Raw genomic sequence first — 15,657 nt, 5'->3', positions numbered from 1 at the left:
GGCTAAAACCTACCTCGCCGTTACGACAAAAAACCGCCCGCGGCCGCTCGCGTTTCTCAGCGGCTGGTGATGACTTCCAGGAGGTCCTTCGCGCTCTCGCACTTGTCGAACAGCGCGCCCACGTGCTTCTTGGTGCCGCGCTCGGGCTCCATCATCGGCACCCGCACCAGCGACTCGCGCCCGACGTCGAAGATGACCGAGTCCCAGCTGGCCGCGACCACTTCGGACGCGTACTGGGCCAGGCACCTGCCGCGGAAGTACGCCCGGGTGTCCTCCGGCGGCTCGGACATGGCCAGCTGCACGTCGGCCGGGTCGAGCAGCGTCTTCATCGAGCCGCGCGCGACCAGCCGGTGGTAGAGGCCCTTCTCCGGGCGCACGTCGGAGTACTGCAGGTCGACGAGCTGGAGTTTCGGCGACGACCAGGTGAGGTTCTCGCGCTCGCGATAGCCCTCGAGCAGCCGCAGCTTGGCCACCCAGTCGAGGGTGTCGGCGCACTCGAACGGGTCGCGGCCGAGCTTGTCGAGCACGTCCTCCCAGCGGTCGAGCACGTCGAGGGTCTGCTCGTCGGCGTCGTCGCCCTCGCGCTCCTCGACGAACGCGCGGGCCCGCTCGTAGTAGGCCCACTGCAGGTCGAGGGCCGTGAGGCGGCGGCCGTCGCGCAGCCGCATCAGGTGTTTCAGCGAGGGGTCGTGGCTGACCGACTTGAGCTCGCTGACCGGATCGGCGATGCCGAGGTCGCCGCTGAAGACCTTTTCCTCGATCATGTTGAGGACCAGCGACGTGGTGCCGACCTTGAGGTAGGTGGCGATCTCGGAGAGGTTGGCGTCGCCGATGATGACGTGCAGGCGCCGGTATTTGTCGGCGTCGGCGTGCGGCTCGTCGCGGGTGTTGATGATCGGCCGCTTCAGCGTGGTCTCGAGTCCGACCTCGACCTCGAAGAAGTCGGCCCGCGACGAGATCTGGAAGCCGGAGCCGGAACCGTCCTGGCCGAGGCCGACGCGGCCGACACCGGTGAAGATCTGCCGGGTGACGAAGAACGGCGTCAGGTGGGCGACGATGTCGGCGAACGGCGTCTGCCGGCGCATCAGGTAGTTCTCGTGCGACCCGTACGAGGCGCCCTTGTTGTCGGTGTTGTTCTTGTAGAGCTGGATGCGGTGGGTGCCGGGGATGGTGGCCGCCCGCCGCGACGCCTCGGCCATGACGCGCTCGCCGGCCTTGTCCCACTTGACGACGTCGAGCGGGGTGGTGCACTCGGGGGTGCTGTACTCGGGGTGCGCGTGGTCGACGTAGAGCCGGGCGCCGTTGGTCAGTATCACGTTGGCCAGGCCGAGGTCTTCGTCGGCCAGGGCGTCCGCGGGATCGTAGGCGGCTCCGGAGTAGGTGAATCCTCGTGCGTCGCGCAGCGGCGACTCCTCCTCGTAGTCCCACCGGGCCCGGCCGCCGCGGTTCAACTCGGGTCGTGCGCCGTAGGCATTGACCACCTGTGATGAGGTGACCATGGGGTTGGCACCGGGCTGCCCCGGGACGGAGATGCCGTACTCGACCTCGGTGCCCATAATCCGTCGAACGCTCATGCGACCACCCCGCCCGCCGTGCTGCCCCTGCTGCTCATGTACCGAGCCTAGACGCTCCGGCGCTGGTTCTCGCCCCGGCCCGTGCCCGCCAGCACACGCTGGGTGGCCGTTATCGGCCTCGCGGAGCTGCCCTCAGCGATTGCGCGAGCCAGCTTCTGGGCCGGTAGTTCCACCATTCGGTACGAGAGCCACGCCAGTCCTATCGCCGCGGTGAGGTACGTAAATCCTGCGAGCAGCCGTACGGGGGCGGGTTGCGTCCCGAGTTCCGGGACGAGGCGGAGCATGAGGAAGAGCAGAACGACGTGCAGAAGATACAGCGAGTAGCTGATCCGTCCGAGCCAGGACAAAACGAGAGGCATGGTCCGGTTTCGTATGGCGTATGCGAAAAGGAACGTGGCGGCGAGCGCGGCCGTCGTCGCGTACGTCCTCTGAGAACCGAGAAGTCCGAGAGTGACCATCGTCAGGGCCGTGAGGGCGGCGAAGCGGCCGATGTGACCGCGCTGCCACCGGTGGACGACGGTGCCCGCGAACATCACGGCCAGGAACGTCAGGGCTTGCTGTGAGGAGGTGGCGGTGCTGTTGGCGGTCGGATGCCCATTGAGCGCCGGCACAAACACGACGGCCAGGCCGAGAACGCCGGCTCCCTTCGTGAAACGCTCCTTCAGACAAGCCAGGACAACCAGGGCCAAGACAATGAGGAGTACGCCGGCGAGCACGCGACGCCGCGCGAAGGTGCCTCCCAGCAGGTCGTTCGGCAGGTGGGGCCCGGCCAGCAGCGCGACGAGCGCGAGCCCGCCGGCCCACCAGGCGCTCAGCCGGTGCAGGCGCCAGGCGTGGAGCCCGGTGACGATCAGGTAGAACACCATCTCGTACGACAAGGTCCAGAAGACCCGGACCACACCGCGCAGCCCGGCCAGATCGGGGGTCATGCTCGCGTGGGCGAGGACGCCGGTGACGGTCTCGGCGCGCAGCGAGCCCGGCCAGCGCATCAGCCCGGCCGTGACCAACAGCGCGACCAGGGCGATCGTGGCCAGGTAGGCCGGGTAGATCCGCAGCAGGCGCCCGGTCCAGAACCGGCGCAGCGAGCCGTGCCGTTCCAGCGACATCGGGATCACGTAGCCGCTGACCAGGAAGAACAGCAGCACGCCGTACTTGCCGAAGTCGATCTGCCGCATGATCGCCATATGGCGGTCGATGCCGATCATCTGGGGGCTGAGGTGGAACAGGACGACGGTGAGCGCCGCGTAGCCGCGTAGGGCATCGAGCCACGCCATGCGTTTCATGGTGGGTAGAACGAGAACGCGGGCCGGGGGAAACCCCCGGCCCGCGTCTTACCGCCGTCGTTACAGGTACTGACCGGTGTTGCTGGCCGTCTCGATGGAGCGGCCGGCCTCGGCGCCCTTGCCGCCGGAGACGAGCGTGCGGATGTAGACGATCCGCTCGCCCTTCTTGCCGGAGATGCGGGCCCAGTCGTCCGGGTTGGTCGTGTTGGGCAGGTCCTCGTTCTCGCGGAACTCGTCGACGCAGGAGTCGAGCAGGTGCTGCAGGCGCAGCCCCTTCTTGCCGGAGGTGAGGAACTCCTTGATGGCCATCTTCTTGCCACGGTCCACGATGTTCTGGATCATCGCGCCGGAGTTGAAGTCCTTGAAGTACAGGACCTCCTTGTCACCGTTGGCGTAGGTGACCTCCAGGAAGCGGTTCTCCTCGGACTCCGTGTACATCCGCATGACCACGGCGTCGATCATCGCGGCGACCGTGACGTCGGCGTCGTTGCCGTGCTCGGCGAGGTCTTCCGAGCTCAGCGGCAGACCCGACAGGATGTACTTGCCGAAGATGTCCTTGGCCGCCTCGGCGTCCGGGCGCTCGATCTTGATCTTGACGTCCAGCCGGCCCGGCCGCAGGATGGCCGGGTCGATCATGTCCTCGCGGTTGGAGGCGCCGATCACGATCACGTTCTCCAGGCCCTCGACGCCATCGATCTCGCTGAGGAGCTGGGGCACGATCGTGTTCTCCACGTCGCTGGAGACACCGGAGCCACGGGTCCGGAAGATCGAGTCCATCTCGTCGAAGAACACGATCACCGGGGTGCCCTCGCCGGCCTTCTCACGGGCCCGCTGGAAGACCAGGCGGATGTGCCGCTCGGTCTCACCCACGTACTTGTTCAACAGCTCCGGGCCCTTGATGTTGAGGAAGTAGCTGGTGTGCTTCTCCTCGCCCCGCCGCTCGGCGATCTTCTTGGCCAGTGAGTTGGCCACCGCCTTGGCGATCAGGGTCTTGCCACAGCCGGGCGGGCCGTAGAGCAGGATGCCCTTCGGCGGGCGCAGCTGGTGCTCCCGGAACAGGTCGGCATGCAGGAACGGCAGCTCCACCGCGTCGCGGATCTGCTCGATCTGCGAGTGCAGACCGCCGATGTCGGTGTAGTCGACGTCGGGGACCTCCTCGAGGACGAGCTCCTCGACCTCGCTCTTGGGGATCCGCTCGTAGGCGTAGGCCGAACGCGGCTCGATCATGAGCGAGTCGCCCGCACGGAGCTTCTCGATCTCGAGCGAGTCGGCGAGGGAGACGATGCGCTCCTCGTCGGCGTGCGACACCACCAGCGCCCGGTCGCCGCGCTGCCCGTCGGGGCCCGCGAGGACCTCCTTGAGGGTCACGACCTCACCGGTGCGCTCGAAGCCGAACGCGTCCACCACGTTCAGCGCGTCGTTGAGCAGCACCTCCTGGCCACGCTGGAGGTCCTCCACCGTCAGCGACGGCGAGACCGCCACGCGAAGCTTGCGGCCGCCGGTGAAGACATCGACGGTGCCGTCCTCGTGTGCTGACAGGAATACGCCGTAGCCGCTGGGCGGCTGGGCGAGCCGGTCAATCTCTTCCTTGAGAGTGACGATCTGGGCCCGGGCTTCCTTCAAGGTCGCCACGAGCCGGTCGTTGTTCTCGGTCACTCGGGCCAGCTGCGCCTGCGTCGCCGCAAGCCGTTCCTCGAGCTGCCGGACGTGTCGTGGGCTTTCGGTCAACTTCCGCCTGACAAGGGCGAGTTCCTCCTGCAGGAACGCGACCTGGCTGGAGAGATCGTTGGCCTCTTTTTCCCAACGTGCGGCGCGGTTGTCCGCCTCGTCGCTGCGTGCCACGTCCCACCTCCCCGGGGGCTCGAACGTCTTGGGATAACACTAGCCGCTGCGGGCCGGATTTCGACCCATGCAACACCCTCGTCACCGAGTCTTGATCCATTCGGCTGGTCCTCGCAAGTGTCTTGTCGGACCGTTCCGGTACGGTCGGCGGGGGCTACTTGCGGGAGGTACGGGGTGTCGGCACAGACCGGGAACGAGGACGTGCAGGTCTGGATCGAACAGGACCTGTGCACCGGCGACGGGCTCTGCGTGCAGTACGCGCCGGAGGTCTTCGAGCTCGACATCGACGGACTCGCCTACGTCAAGGACACGGCCGGTGAGCTGCTGCAATCGCCCGGTGAGCGCACCGCGGTGCCGCCCCGGCTGCTGCTCGAGGTGATCGACTCGGCCAAGGAGTGCCCGGGCGACTGCATCCACGTCGTGCGGCGCGCCGACGACGTCGAGATCGCCGGCCCCGACGCGGCCTGAGGTCTTTGCCACGCAACAGCTTTCGCCGTCCGGACGGCCCGGCGAACACCCCCGGAAATTCGCGGAAAAAGTCACACGGCCGAAACCTTCCAACCGCCCCACCCGGCCACCCTGAACCGGACAAAAGCCATTCCCTCTAGAGTGTCGGCCGTCCCACCAACGAAGCAACGACGCGTGAAAACTCCTCAAGACGGGCGATTTGTCCGGGTCCGCCGTCGTCGAGGGTCTTGCCGAAGCGCAGCGCGTCGTGCCGGATCGTCTGCCGGGACTCACCGTCCTCCATGCCGGGCGGCGGCACGGCGTCGTCGACCGAGCTCAGCAGCAGGTAGACGTCGATGCTGTCGACCCGGGCCTGCCCGTTGGACGTGCGGGTGAGCCGGCGGCGGCAGCCGACCTCGGTGACCGTGGACAGCGGCACCACCCGCAGCGACGAGGTCATCGAGCCGACCGGGCCGTCACCGGGCGCCACATCCTCACCGTGCCACAGCACCAGGCGGCTGCCGTCACAGATGACGACCTCCTGCCAGACGCCGTTGACCTCGTTGACGAAGCGCTCGAGGGTGAAGCAGAGCACCGAAGCGCCGCGCAGGACCCCGAAGAGCGCGTCGAGCGCCACCTCGGGGTCACGCAGATAGGCCCGGGCCGCCGAATCGAGGTCCTGGTAGGGCGACCAGTCGGGGAAGACAGCCGGCATCTCGTTGCTGCCGCCGAACGGCGGAGAGCTCATAGCGCCCACCCGATCCTCCCCGGTTAGTTTTGCCGCTTGGAAGCTACCCGACTTCGGTGCGTACCGTCACATCTCCGGGGCTGCTTCGGTGCTCTCCTCATCCGAGCGAGTGTCATCGATCTCGGCCACGGCCGCGGCGGCCAGGGCGGCCTGGGCGGCGCGGCGCAGCGCGTACGCCTCCGCGCCCTTGCTCGGCTTGCGCCGCCGCGGCGGCGCGGTGACACCCGGCGCGAGCTTGCGCGCCGACACCAGGAACGCGGTGTGGGCGATCATCCGGTGGTCGGGGCGCACGGCCAAGCCCTCGGCGTGCCAGTCGCGCACCAGCGACTCCCAGGCCCGTGGCTCGGTCCAGCCGCCGCGCTCGCGCAGCGCCTCCACCAACTCGGACATCTGCGGCGTGGTTGCCACATAGCCGATGAAAACCCCACCCGGGATCAGGGAGCGCTCGACCATGTCGAGCGCCTCCCACGGGGTCAGCATGTCGAGGATGATCCGGTCGAAACCGGTCTCGGTGTTGGTCGCCACGTCGCCGTGGTGCACATGCCAGGCCGGGTGCGGTCCGCCCAGGAAGGCCTCGACATTCTTGCGGGCGATCGCGGCGAAGTCTTCCCGCAGCTCGTACGAGTGAAGCTCGCCGGAGGTGCCGATGGCGCGCAGCAACGACATCGACAGGGCGCCCGAGCCGACGCCCGCCTCGAGCACCTTGGCGCCCGGGAAGATGTCGCCCATGGCCACGATCTGCGCCGCGTCCTTGGGGTAGATGACCTGGGCGCCGCGCGGCATCGACAGCACATAGTCGCTCAGGAGCGGGCGGAGCGCGAGATACGCCGTACCACCGGTCGAAGTGACGACGCTGCCGTCAGGCAGCCCGATGAGAGCGTCGTGGGCCAGCGCGCCCCGGTGGGTGTGGAACTCCTTGCCCGGTTGCAGCACGATCGTGTGCATCCGGTTCTTCGGGTCGGTGAGCTGGACGCGATCGCCCTCCCGGAACGGCCCGCGGTGCGCGGGCAGCGAGTCGGTGTCGACGGCTTCAGGCGTAAGGGTCACAGCTTCTTTCACTTCCGTTGCTTTATGGGACGGCGGGGCTCCAGCACCTGGGCGACGTCGCCGACGCGGAGCACCCCGACGACGTCCTCGCCGGAGATCACCACGTACTGCGCGGCGGGATGCGCCTGGAGCGCGCGCACCACCTGCTCGCCGCTGAGGTCCAGCGGCAGCGCGGGCACCGCGTCACGCGAACGCGACACGCTGTCCACCGCCACCCACGGGCGGCGATCCACGGGAACCCGCTCGGCGGCGACCGGGTCGACCAGTGCGGTGAGATTACCGGCCGAGTCGGAGACGGCCAGCACCACGTTCGGCCTCGGGTCCTCCGAGCGGCGCCGCTGCGCCTCGCCGAGCGGGGTGCCGGCCGGCACGGTGAGCAGCGGACGGGCCAGCTCGCGCAGCTTCACGAGAGGGAAGCGCCGGGTCATCCGGGCCAGCCGGATCGACTGCCCGGCGCCCTGCCAGAGCGTGAAGACGACCAGCAGGACGAAAAGCATGCCGAACAGGGTCAGCGTGCCGAGCTGGTAGAACCACAGGGCGACCATGCCGGTGGCGAAGGCCAGGACACGCCCGGACCAGCCGGCGGCCTCGGTGGCCCGGTTCCGGTCCTTGATCAGCGCCCACAGCCCCGCCCGCAGCGCCCGCCCGCCGTCCAGCGGCAGTCCCGGGAGCACGTTGAAAAGGGCGACCAGGATGTTGCTGGCGGCGAGCTGAAAGGCGATCTGACCGGCGGTCGTACGGTCCGGGAGCGCGAACGTGGCGGCCGTGGCGAGCCCGCCGAGCACGAGGGACACGGCCGGCCCGGCCAGGCTGACCAGCGCGTCGACGCGCGGGGTGGGCGCGTCGCGGTCCATCTCCGTCCAGCCGCCGAGCAGCTCCAGGGTGATCCCGCGCACCCCGATGCCGAAGCGCCGGGCGGTCAGCGCGTGCCCCAGCTCATGCAGCAGCACGGAGCCGAGCAGGCAGATCACGAAGCCGAACCCGACCAGGTAGGCGACCGGGCCGGGCAGGTCGAGCCCGTTGCGCACGTAGTTGCCGTACACATAGGTGACCAGCACCGCGAGCAGCAGCATCGACCCGTTCACGAAGACCGGGATGCCGAGGACGTGCCCCACCGGCCGTGCGCCGCGGCGGTTCCTGGGTGTCGTCCTGCTCTCGTCCACGCCGTCGATGCTACGGAGTCGGTGTCACGGGACGGTCAGCGCGTTTTCGTCATACCCCTGCCCTAGCCTCTTGGACATGACAGCACCCACGGTCTCCCCACCCCCGCCCGGCTCCTCCCGCCGGGACTCCACCGACCGGCCGGCCGGGCCCTCGCTGTCGCCGTCGCGGGCGGCCGACTTCAAGACGTGCCCGCTGCTGTTCCGCTTCCGCACCATCGACAAGCTCCCCGAGCAGCCCTCGGCCGACCAGGTGCGCGGCACGCTGGTCCACGCGGTCCTGGAGTCCCTGTTCGACCTGCCCGCCGCCGAGCGCACTCCCGAGGCCGCGGCCGCCCTGGTCGAGCCGGCCTGGCAGCGGGTCCTGGCCGAGGAGCCCGGAGCCGCCGAGATCCTCAACGCCCCACCCCGCCGCGGCGTCTCCGACCCCGCCGCACTGGCCGCCGAGGCCGACGCCACCGGCTCCCCCACGGCCTCTCCCGCCTCCGACGCCACGGGATCGCCCGCCAGCTCTCTCGCCGCCGACGCCACCGGTTCCCCCGCGGGCCCTCTCACCTCCGGCGCCGCCGCGGGCCCCGCCGCCGGCTCTTCCGCGTCCGGCCCCTCCGGTCCAGCCGGCGCTTCCGCTGCGCCGATCCCCGGTCAAGCCGCGCTGATCGACGTGCCCGAGGCCGACGAGGCCGCCCGGTTGGCCCGTTTTCTCGACAGCGCCCGGGCCCTGCTGCCCGGCTACTTCGCGGTCGAAGACCCGCGCCGCCTCGAGCCCGCCCAGCGCGAGAGCCTGGTCTCCACGCTGATCGACGACGAGCTGCTGATCCGCGGCTACATCGACCGCCTCGACATCTCCCCCGCCGGCGACCTGCGCGTGGTCGACTACAAGACCGGCGGCGCCCCGCGCGAGGCGTTCGAGGGCCGCGCCCTGTTCCAGCTGAAGTTCTACGCCCTGGTCCTGTGGCGCACCCAGGGCGTCGTCCCCCGCGTCCTGCGCCTGCTCTACCTCAAGGACGCCGAGGCCCTCGACTACAGCCCCGACGCCGAGGAGCTGCAACGCTTCGAGCGCACCCTGGTCGCCCTCTCCGCCGCCATCGAACGAGCCAAGCGCGACCAGGACTTCCGCCCCAAACCGAGCCGACTCTGCGGCTGGTGCAACCACCAGGCCCTGTGCCCCGAGTTCGGCGGCACCCCGCCCCCGTTCCCCACCGCCCCCGACGTCCTCCAGATCGACACCACCCCCACCGACGACGACCGCCTGGCCTGACACGAGACCAGCCGCGCAGGAAACCGGGTGCCATCATGACCGCGTGATCGACTCCTCCCCGCCGTCCGGGCCACCGCGCCTGATCCGGTCCGTACCCGCCGCCGCCTGGCTCCCCCCGGGCAGCACGGCCGAGGTGTGGGCCGGCGACGACCTGGAGGTCCCGCCCCCGGCCGTGATCGTCCGGCTGGCCATCTTCCGCGCCCGCGAGCTGTACTGCGTGCGAACACCGAGGGGCTTCGACCTTCCGACCCTGTTCCTGGACGGTTTGTCGCCAATGGAGGGTGTGTCCCGCCTGACCCGGCAACACCTCCCGACCGCCCCGGGCGGCGACGTGCCCACCCGGTGCATCGGCTACGTCCGCAACATCGTTCCGGAGCCGGACGAGAGCTACCGCCTGCCCGCACCGCTCGCCCACGTCCCGGTCTTCACACCGCGCGACCCCACCCTTGACCCCGCCCGAGGGCACCGGCGCTTGGATCAGTGCCGCACCGGCCCCGGATCTGCTGGGCGAACGGCACTGGTGGCCCATCGCCCAAGAGGTCCTCGGCCCGACGGCCGCAACCCAGGGCTCGGGGGTCGCCTCGTGATCGAAACCTCGCCATCGAGTGCGGTCCCCGGCGGATGACCGGCACCGCGTTCGGAGTGAGACCGGCGGCCGGCACCCGCCCGGGCGAGACCGAGACCAGTAGCCGCTCGGGGTAAGACCGGCACCCGGTTGGGGACGCGATGGATTATCGGCGCCGGTTCGAGGGCGGTCGGTGATCGGCGCTGCCGACAGGGGCGGCCGGCGATCAGCGCCGGTTAAAGGGGCGGCCAGCGCTGCGGGTGGCACTGGGGTCTCGGCGTTGTGGGTGATCGAGGACGCCTGAGAGGGTGGGAGGTCGGCCGCCGGTAACAGCGATCGCTTAGGGTGGCCGCCATGTACGCCGCTGTTGGCCGGGAGTGCCGGTGACTGCCCCGCGGCCGCTGAGGGTTCTGGTGGCGGATGCGGCGCCCATGCAGCGGTCGGGGCTGCGGATGGTTCTCACCGCGGCCGGGTGTGACGACGGGTCGGCCGAGATCGTGGTGGCCGGGGAAGCCGGGGACGGTGCCGAGGCGATCGATCTGGCTCGGCGGCTGCTGCCCGATGTGCTTATCACCGATCTGGTGCTGCCTCGGGTCGACGGGCTCGGCGTCACGCGGGCGGTGACCGAGGCCGGGCTGCCCGTGCGGGTGCTGGTGATGACCGCCGGCGACACCGACGAGAATGTGCTCGCCGCCGTCGCGGCGGGGGCGGCCGGCTTTCTGAGCAAGGACGCGCCGCCCGGGGAGCTGATCGCGGCCGTCCGGGCCGTCGCGACCGGTGGGGCGGTCATCACGCCGGCCGTGCTGGCGCGGATCCTGGCCCGGGTCGCGGAGGCGCTGCCCGCGCCGGAAACGACTACCGCCAGCAAGCTCGACGCGCTCACCGAACGCGAGCGCGAGGTGCTCGTGCACGTGGCCCGCGGGCATTCCAACGCCGAGATCGCCGCCGCCCTGCGGGTCAGCGAGACCACGATCAAAACCCACGTCGGTCACGTGCTGACCAAGCTGCGCCTGCGCGACCGCACCCAGGCCGTCGTGCTCGCCTACGAGACCGGCCTGGTCAAACCAGGCGCCTGAAACTCGCGCTGTCACGAAACCGAGGGGCTGCCGTGTCTCCGTAGGGAGATGAGGAGGCCGGCATGGTCGCACCGGTGGTCGTGGGTATCGACGGATCTGAGCAAGCGTTGGGCGCGGTCAGGGCTGCTGCCCTCCAAGCGCGGCATCGAGGGCGTCCGCTTCGGGTGGTGCACGCCTTCATCTGGCCGTCGCTGCATGTGGGGGTCGGGCCGGTCGCCGAGGACATGCCGGGGACGGGGCTTCGGAACCACGCCGAGGACCTGCTCGCCGAGGCGGCGGCGGAGGCGGGCCAGGTGGCGCCCGGGGTCGCGGTCACCACGGCGCTGGTCGACGGGGCGGCCACGCCCGTGCTGCTTCACGAGTCGCGGGAAGCGGCGCTGCTCGTGCTCGGCGACCGAGGGCTGGGTGGGGTCAGCGGGCTGATCATCGGGTCGGTGGCGGTGCACGCCAGCGCCCACGCGCACTGCCCGGTCCTGGTCGTGCGGGGTGACGAACATCCGGGCGGCCCGGTCGTGGTCGGCGTGGACGGGTCGGAGGGGTCACGGCTGGCGGTCGCGGCGGCGTTCGAGCAGAGTGCCCTGCTCGGCGCGGATCTCGTGGCTGTCCTCGCCGGTGATGACGGGCCGGGCGGGCGGCTGCTGCTCAGTGAGGCGCTGGCCGGCTGGGGCGAGCGCTACCCCGAGGTGACGGTGCGGGCGGAGGCCGTACGGGAAAACGCTCGTCATGTGTTGATCGAAAGGTCGGGGACGGCGCGGCTCGTCGTGGTCGGCGCTCGCGGGCGGGACACCTTCAAGGGCCTCGTGCTCGGATCGGTCAGCCAGGCCCTGCTGCACCACGCAGCGTGCCCGGTCGAGGTCGTGCGGGCGGTGGCGGCGGCACCGGAGCCCGGCGAGCCGTCGGACAACGTCGACGTGTTCCTCGACCGGCCGGCCAACGCCGTCTCCGGGCTCGTGCCGGACCGGGAGCTTCTCGCCGAGCTGCTGGACGATCTGCGAGCGTCCCAGGTCGACGTTTCCGGCGTGGTCGTGCTGCACGGGCCGGAAGGGGTGCGCATCCTCGACAGCGACGGCAGCGGGCACGGATGGCATTCACGGTTCGTGCGGTTCTTCCAGAACTGGGGGTACGACGACGCCATCCTCAACCTGTACGACGAGGGGCTACGCAAGGGCGAGGTGGCCTTCATGATCCCGGCCGGGCCGGACGAGAGGCACGAGATCGCGCGCCTGGCCCGGCGGCGGCAGGGTCACGCGGTGCACTATTTCGGCCCGGAGCGGGCGGAGTCGCTGAGCGGCCCGTGACGGACCAGCCTGATCACTTCGGCGGTGGTGCGGTCGAGGTGGCTGCGCCCGTCCGGCAGCAGCGCGGACGGGCTGATGTAGCTGAGCGGGCCGACGTGCGTGGCGGGATCGAGCCGGTGCACCGCGATCTTCCCGTCGCGCCGGGCCCGGTTCCAGCCGCTCCACCGCCATGAGCGCCACCGTTGCGGGAACAGGCGCGTGCTGGTCCGCTCGATCCAGTCGGCGCCGCTGGTGAGCTGGTCGACGTGCTCGGCGTGGGTGAGGTCGTTGGCGCCGTTGTGGAAGCCGCCGAGGGTGATCAGCCACAGCGGCACCCGCAGCCGCGACCAGATCTCCTCCACCGCGCCCAGGGCGAGCTGGGCGCCGCCGCTGTAGCCGAGAAGCACCACCGGGATGCCGCAGTCCGGCTCGTAGCCGGCGTGCCGGAGCTGGGCGGCGATCTGCGAGCCGACGGCCCGGTTGTAGAGCGGCCGGTAGCGGCGGTCGGCCGCGATGAAGATCTGCATCACGTTGTGCAGGAACAGCAGCAGCCCGGCGCGGTGGCGCAGCCACGTCCACACCGGCCGGTCGGCCAGGGGGTCGGCCAGCGGCGAGTACGGCAGCACCTGGCCGAGCACCCGCAGCTCCGGCGCGCCCTCGATCACCGCCCGGACCAGCTTGCCGCCGTCGCGGGTGTCGCGGAAGCGGCGCTTGCCGATGCCGTCGAGATAGACCAGATAGGCGGCGGGTGGGCGGTCCGGTTCCGCTCCCCGGGCGTACGGCATGCCGGGCGGCAGCGCGGTGGCGGGTGTTCGCCAGCGGGCCGCGTAGGTCATCAATTCGAAGCGGGCGAGCAGCGCCTCGGCCAGCAGCAGCGGGCCGAGCCCGGCGAGCAGCACCACCAGCAGCACGCTCATGCCAAGGCCTCCCCCGCCGCGACCCGGGTGATCCGCGCGACCGCCCGGCGGACGGCCTCGACGGCCAGGGCCAGCCCGGCCCCGGACACGGCCACGGAGCCGGCCGCGGTCCACCAGCCGTCCCCGGTCGCCGCCGAGAGCGCACCGGTCAGGCCGGCGCCCACCCCCACCAGCAGCAGGAAGTGCAGCAGCGGCCCGAGCAGCGGGAACGCGAGGACGGCGGCCAGCAGCAGCGGCGCCACCAGCCCCGGCGTCCACAACCGCACGGCGTCGCCCGGGGCCAGTCCGGCCAGGGCGCCGGCGGTCAGCGGCCACAGCGCGAAGACCGTGGCGTCGACCACCGCGCCGAACAGCAGCAGGCCGCCGGCCGCGGACGGCGACGCGCCCGACCGCCGCGCCACGACGGGCAGCACCCGGCCCAGGGCCTCGGACAGCCCGGCGAGCAGCAGCAGGACGGCCACTCCCGTGCTCATCGGGCCGCCCCATAACCCTCGAGCTCGTCGGCCGCCCGGACGGCGCCGCCGGCCTCCCGCTGCGCGGTCCGCAAGGTGCGGGCGGCCTGAGCGAAGCCGGGCTCGTCGAGCAGGCGGCGGGCGAGGGCGCCGACGTCGCCGGTTCCGAGCGTCAGCCCGGCCCCGAGGCTCTCGACGCGGGAGGCCACGAGCGGCTGGTCGGCGCCCTGCGGGACGACCAGCATCGGGACGCCGGCGTACAGGGCCTCGTTGACGCTGTTCATGCCGCCGTGGGTGACGAACAGGGCGGCCCGGTCGAGGATCTCCGGCTGCGGGACTCTGCGATGGGCCAGCACGTTGGCCGGCAGGTCGCCGAGGGCGGCCGGATCGGTCTGCCCGGTGGCGACGACCACGGTGCCGGCCAGCGGGGCGAGCGCGAGGGCGAAGCCGCGCAGCAGCCGGGGGCCGGCGCTGAAGACGGTGCCCAGGGAGGCGTACAAAAGCGGATCTTGAAGTTGGGTCAAGGGGAACGAGGCGACCGCGGGGCGCGCGCCGATGCTGGGGCCGACGAACCGGTACGACTCGTCGCATTCGCCGGCGCCGATCTGGAACGCGCGCGAGGTGAAGACCAGGTTGAGCGGCTGGCGGATGTTGCCCAGATCGACCAGGGGAAGCCCCCGGCCGAGTCGCCGTCGCGAGCGCACATAGTCCGGCGAGAGCAGGAGCCGCCAGGAACCGGCCGTCGGGCTGGGCGCCTGCCGGTTGAAAGCGAACGTGGTGAACGTCGAGGCGGCCGGCACGCCGAGCTCCTTCGCGGCGACGGCACCCCACGGGCAGGCGGAATCATGAACGATCAAATTTGGCCGTACGGATCGGAGATCGCTCAGCACGCTCGGCAGCACCCGCACGGCCATGCCGGCCAGCGCCGCCACCAGCCCGGCCGGCGTCGGCGGATCCGGAATCGCCAGGTCGCCGCCCGGATAGAGGTGAACCTTGGCACCGGCCGCGGCGATCTCGTCACCGAACGCGGCCGAGGTGTGATAGCTGACGGTGTGCCCGCGCCGGACGAGCTCGGCCACGATCGGCAGCGTCGGATTGACCCGCCCGTGCATGCCGATGTTGAGGAACGCGACAGTGCTCATCGCCCGGCCCCCGTCAGCGCGCGGCCCGTCTGCCGGTAGAGGCCGGGCCCGTCGACGTCCAGCCGGTCGAGGAAGTCACCGGCCGCGCCGGCCGCGGTGGTGATCAGCCGCCGGGCGTGCCCGAAGTCCCACGGCGACGGCCACCGCTCGACGCCGGTCGGCAGGACGACGACCGGCAGGCGCCGGGCCACCTCGGCCAGATCGCGTTCGACCTGGTGGCGGAAGAGCAACTCCCCGGCCCGGGCGGCGATCGCGCCGGCCCGGGGAGGCGGCGCGGTGAAGCGCGAAGGCCCGAGCGACAGCACGACCACGCTCGCCGCCCCGGCCGCCAGCGCCGCCCGCACCGGGACGTAGGCGATCACGCCACCGTCGACCAGCATCCGTCCGTCACGGGCGACCGGCGGGAAGATCCCCGGAATGGCCGCGCTGGCCAGCAGCGCCGACTCGAGGTCACCGCGGTCGAGCAGCACCTCGCCGCCGGTGACCAGGTCGGTGGCGACCGCGGTGAACGGGATCGGCAGGTCCTCGATCAGCGGGGGCAGCCCGGCCCGGCCGATCAGCCGGCGGAGGCCGCCATCGCCGCAGAGGGCGGCGCGCGAGGTCCCAGGGCCGATCGGGAACACGTCCCGGCGGCGCAGCCGGGTCCACACCCGGTCGAGCCAGGGCGCGGCCCGGTCGGGATGCGCGGCGGCGACGGCGCCGGTGAGGGCACCCACCGACGTACCGATGATCAGATCGGGGACGAAGCCGCGCCGCTCCAGCGCGTAGCCCACCCCCGCGTGCGCCGCGCCCAGCACCCCGCCGCCGCCGACCACCACGGCCACGGGGCGAGGCAGGGAGTTACCCATGATCCACCCCTCTCTATGAAC

Annotated in this window: 14 protein-coding genes and 1 pseudogene; 5 read left to right on the top strand and 10 right to left on the bottom strand. The window is 71.2% G+C overall.

Translation table 11 applies throughout. The features are described from left to right. Positions 1–56: 56 nt before the first annotated feature. From dop to arc, 3 genes are all read right to left on the bottom strand, one after another. Positions 57–1,574, bottom strand: a complete 1,518-nt coding sequence (gene dop / locus CRP55_RS17300) for a depupylase/deamidase Dop (protein ID WP_097321085.1) — start codon at positions 1,572–1,574, stop codon at positions 57–59. A 47-nt stretch (positions 1,575–1,621) separates the two neighbouring features. Beyond that, entirely contained in the window at positions 1,622–2,848 is a 1,227-nt protein-coding gene (locus CRP55_RS17295; protein WP_179855221.1) for an acyltransferase family protein, read from the bottom strand. A gap of 69 nt (positions 2,849–2,917) precedes the next feature. Next, on the bottom strand, positions 2,918–4,699 hold the full coding sequence (arc, locus tag CRP55_RS17290) for a proteasome ATPase (RefSeq protein WP_097321083.1): 1,782 nt from the start codon (positions 4,697–4,699) through the stop codon (positions 2,918–2,920). A 174-nt stretch (positions 4,700–4,873) separates the two neighbouring features. Between arc and CRP55_RS17285 the strand changes: the two genes are divergently transcribed. Next, the gene (locus tag CRP55_RS17285) at positions 4,874–5,167 is read left to right on the top strand and encodes a ferredoxin (protein WP_097321082.1); all 294 of its coding nucleotides are present in this window, start codon (positions 4,874–4,876) and stop codon (positions 5,165–5,167) included. A gap of 136 nt (positions 5,168–5,303) precedes the next feature. On the opposite strand, the gene CRP55_RS17280 is transcribed toward CRP55_RS17285, so the two are convergent. The 3 genes from CRP55_RS17280 to CRP55_RS17270 form a co-directional block, all read right to left on the bottom strand. Further along, positions 5,304–5,894, bottom strand: coding sequence for a hypothetical protein (locus tag CRP55_RS17280; protein WP_179855220.1), 591 nt, complete (start codon positions 5,892–5,894; stop codon positions 5,304–5,306). Between the two features lie 66 nt (positions 5,895–5,960). Beyond that, positions 5,961–6,941, bottom strand: coding sequence for a tRNA (adenine-N1)-methyltransferase (locus tag CRP55_RS17275; RefSeq protein WP_097321080.1), 981 nt, complete (start codon positions 6,939–6,941; stop codon positions 5,961–5,963). An 8-nt stretch (positions 6,942–6,949) separates the two neighbouring features. Continuing rightward, positions 6,950–8,104, bottom strand: a complete 1,155-nt coding sequence (locus tag CRP55_RS17270; RefSeq protein ID WP_438865796.1) for a site-2 protease family protein — start codon at positions 8,102–8,104, stop codon at positions 6,950–6,952. Between the two features lie 76 nt (positions 8,105–8,180). Here CRP55_RS17270 and CRP55_RS17265 point away from each other — a divergent pair, with 76 nt between their 5' ends. The 4 genes and pseudogenes from CRP55_RS17265 to CRP55_RS17250 all read left to right on the top strand — a co-directional run. Continuing rightward, a complete protein-coding gene (locus CRP55_RS17265; protein WP_097321078.1) occupies positions 8,181–9,359 on the top strand; it encodes a RecB family exonuclease in 1,179 nt (392 codons plus the stop codon). A 43-nt stretch (positions 9,360–9,402) separates the two neighbouring features. Further along, positions 9,403–9,984: a hypothetical protein gene (locus CRP55_RS17260; protein WP_097321077.1), complete on the top strand. Its 582-nt coding sequence runs from the start codon at positions 9,403–9,405 to the stop codon at positions 9,982–9,984. A gap of 323 nt (positions 9,985–10,307) precedes the next feature. Continuing rightward, a complete protein-coding gene (locus CRP55_RS17255; protein WP_438865795.1) occupies positions 10,308–11,000 on the top strand; it encodes a LuxR C-terminal-related transcriptional regulator in 693 nt (230 codons plus the stop codon). Between the two features lie 62 nt (positions 11,001–11,062). Beyond that, positions 11,063–11,851: pseudogene (locus CRP55_RS17250) on the top strand (universal stress protein); the annotation flags it as partial. Between the two features lie 404 nt (positions 11,852–12,255). Here the strand turns inward: CRP55_RS17250 and CRP55_RS17245 are convergent. From CRP55_RS17245 to CRP55_RS17230, 4 genes are read right to left on the bottom strand one after another with little or no spacing between them, the layout of a single operon-like run. Then, complete coding sequence (locus tag CRP55_RS17245) at positions 12,256–13,194, bottom strand: hypothetical protein (protein ID WP_097321074.1); 939 nt, start codon at positions 13,192–13,194, stop codon at positions 12,256–12,258. Further along, a complete protein-coding gene (locus CRP55_RS17240; RefSeq protein ID WP_097321073.1) occupies positions 13,191–13,667 on the bottom strand; it encodes a hypothetical protein in 477 nt (158 codons plus the stop codon). Before CRP55_RS17240 ends, CRP55_RS17245 begins: the two co-directional genes overlap by 4 nt. Beyond that, a complete protein-coding gene (locus CRP55_RS17235; protein WP_097321072.1) occupies positions 13,664–14,788 on the bottom strand; it encodes a macrolide family glycosyltransferase in 1,125 nt (374 codons plus the stop codon). Before CRP55_RS17235 ends, CRP55_RS17240 begins: the two co-directional genes overlap by 4 nt. Next, positions 14,785–15,636 (bottom strand): patatin-like phospholipase family protein, encoded by an 852-nt coding sequence (locus CRP55_RS17230; protein ID WP_097321071.1) that lies wholly within the window; start codon positions 15,634–15,636, stop codon positions 14,785–14,787. The genes CRP55_RS17235 and CRP55_RS17230 overlap by 4 nt, the downstream gene beginning before the upstream one ends. Between the last annotated feature and the right edge of the window lie 21 nt (positions 15,637–15,657).

It is taken from the genome of Paractinoplanes atraurantiacus (genome assembly GCF_900215205.1).
Taxonomy (GTDB): Bacteria; Actinomycetota; Actinomycetes; order Mycobacteriales; family Micromonosporaceae; genus Actinoplanes; species Actinoplanes atraurantiacus.
The sequence above is the reverse complement of the archived record's forward strand: the minus strand, read 5'-3'. Positions and strand labels throughout refer to the sequence as shown.

Excerpts from the sequence above, each read along its gene's own strand:
- dop (WP_097321085.1), bottom strand. The coding sequence starts at position 1,574 with ATGAGCGTTCGACGGATTATGGGCACCGAGGTCGAGTACGGCATCTCC.
- CRP55_RS17245 (WP_097321074.1), bottom strand. The coding sequence starts at position 13,194 with ATGAGCGTGCTGCTGGTGGTGCTGCTCGCCGGGCTCGGCCCGCTGCTG.
- CRP55_RS17230 (WP_097321071.1), bottom strand. The coding sequence starts at position 15,636 with ATGGGTAACTCCCTGCCTCGCCCCGTGGCCGTGGTGGTCGGCGGCGGC.
- CRP55_RS17265 (WP_097321078.1), top strand. The coding sequence starts at position 8,181 with ATGACAGCACCCACGGTCTCCCCACCCCCGCCCGGCTCCTCCCGCCGG.
- CRP55_RS17280 (WP_179855220.1), bottom strand. The coding sequence starts at position 5,894 with ATGAGCTCTCCGCCGTTCGGCGGCAGCAACGAGATGCCGGCTGTCTTC.
- CRP55_RS17235 (WP_097321072.1), bottom strand. The coding sequence starts at position 14,788 with ATGAGCACTGTCGCGTTCCTCAACATCGGCATGCACGGGCGGGTCAAT.
- CRP55_RS17295 (WP_179855221.1), bottom strand. The coding sequence starts at position 2,848 with ATGGCGTGGCTCGATGCCCTACGCGGCTACGCGGCGCTCACCGTCGTC.
- CRP55_RS17240 (WP_097321073.1), bottom strand. The coding sequence starts at position 13,667 with ATGAGCACGGGAGTGGCCGTCCTGCTGCTGCTCGCCGGGCTGTCCGAG.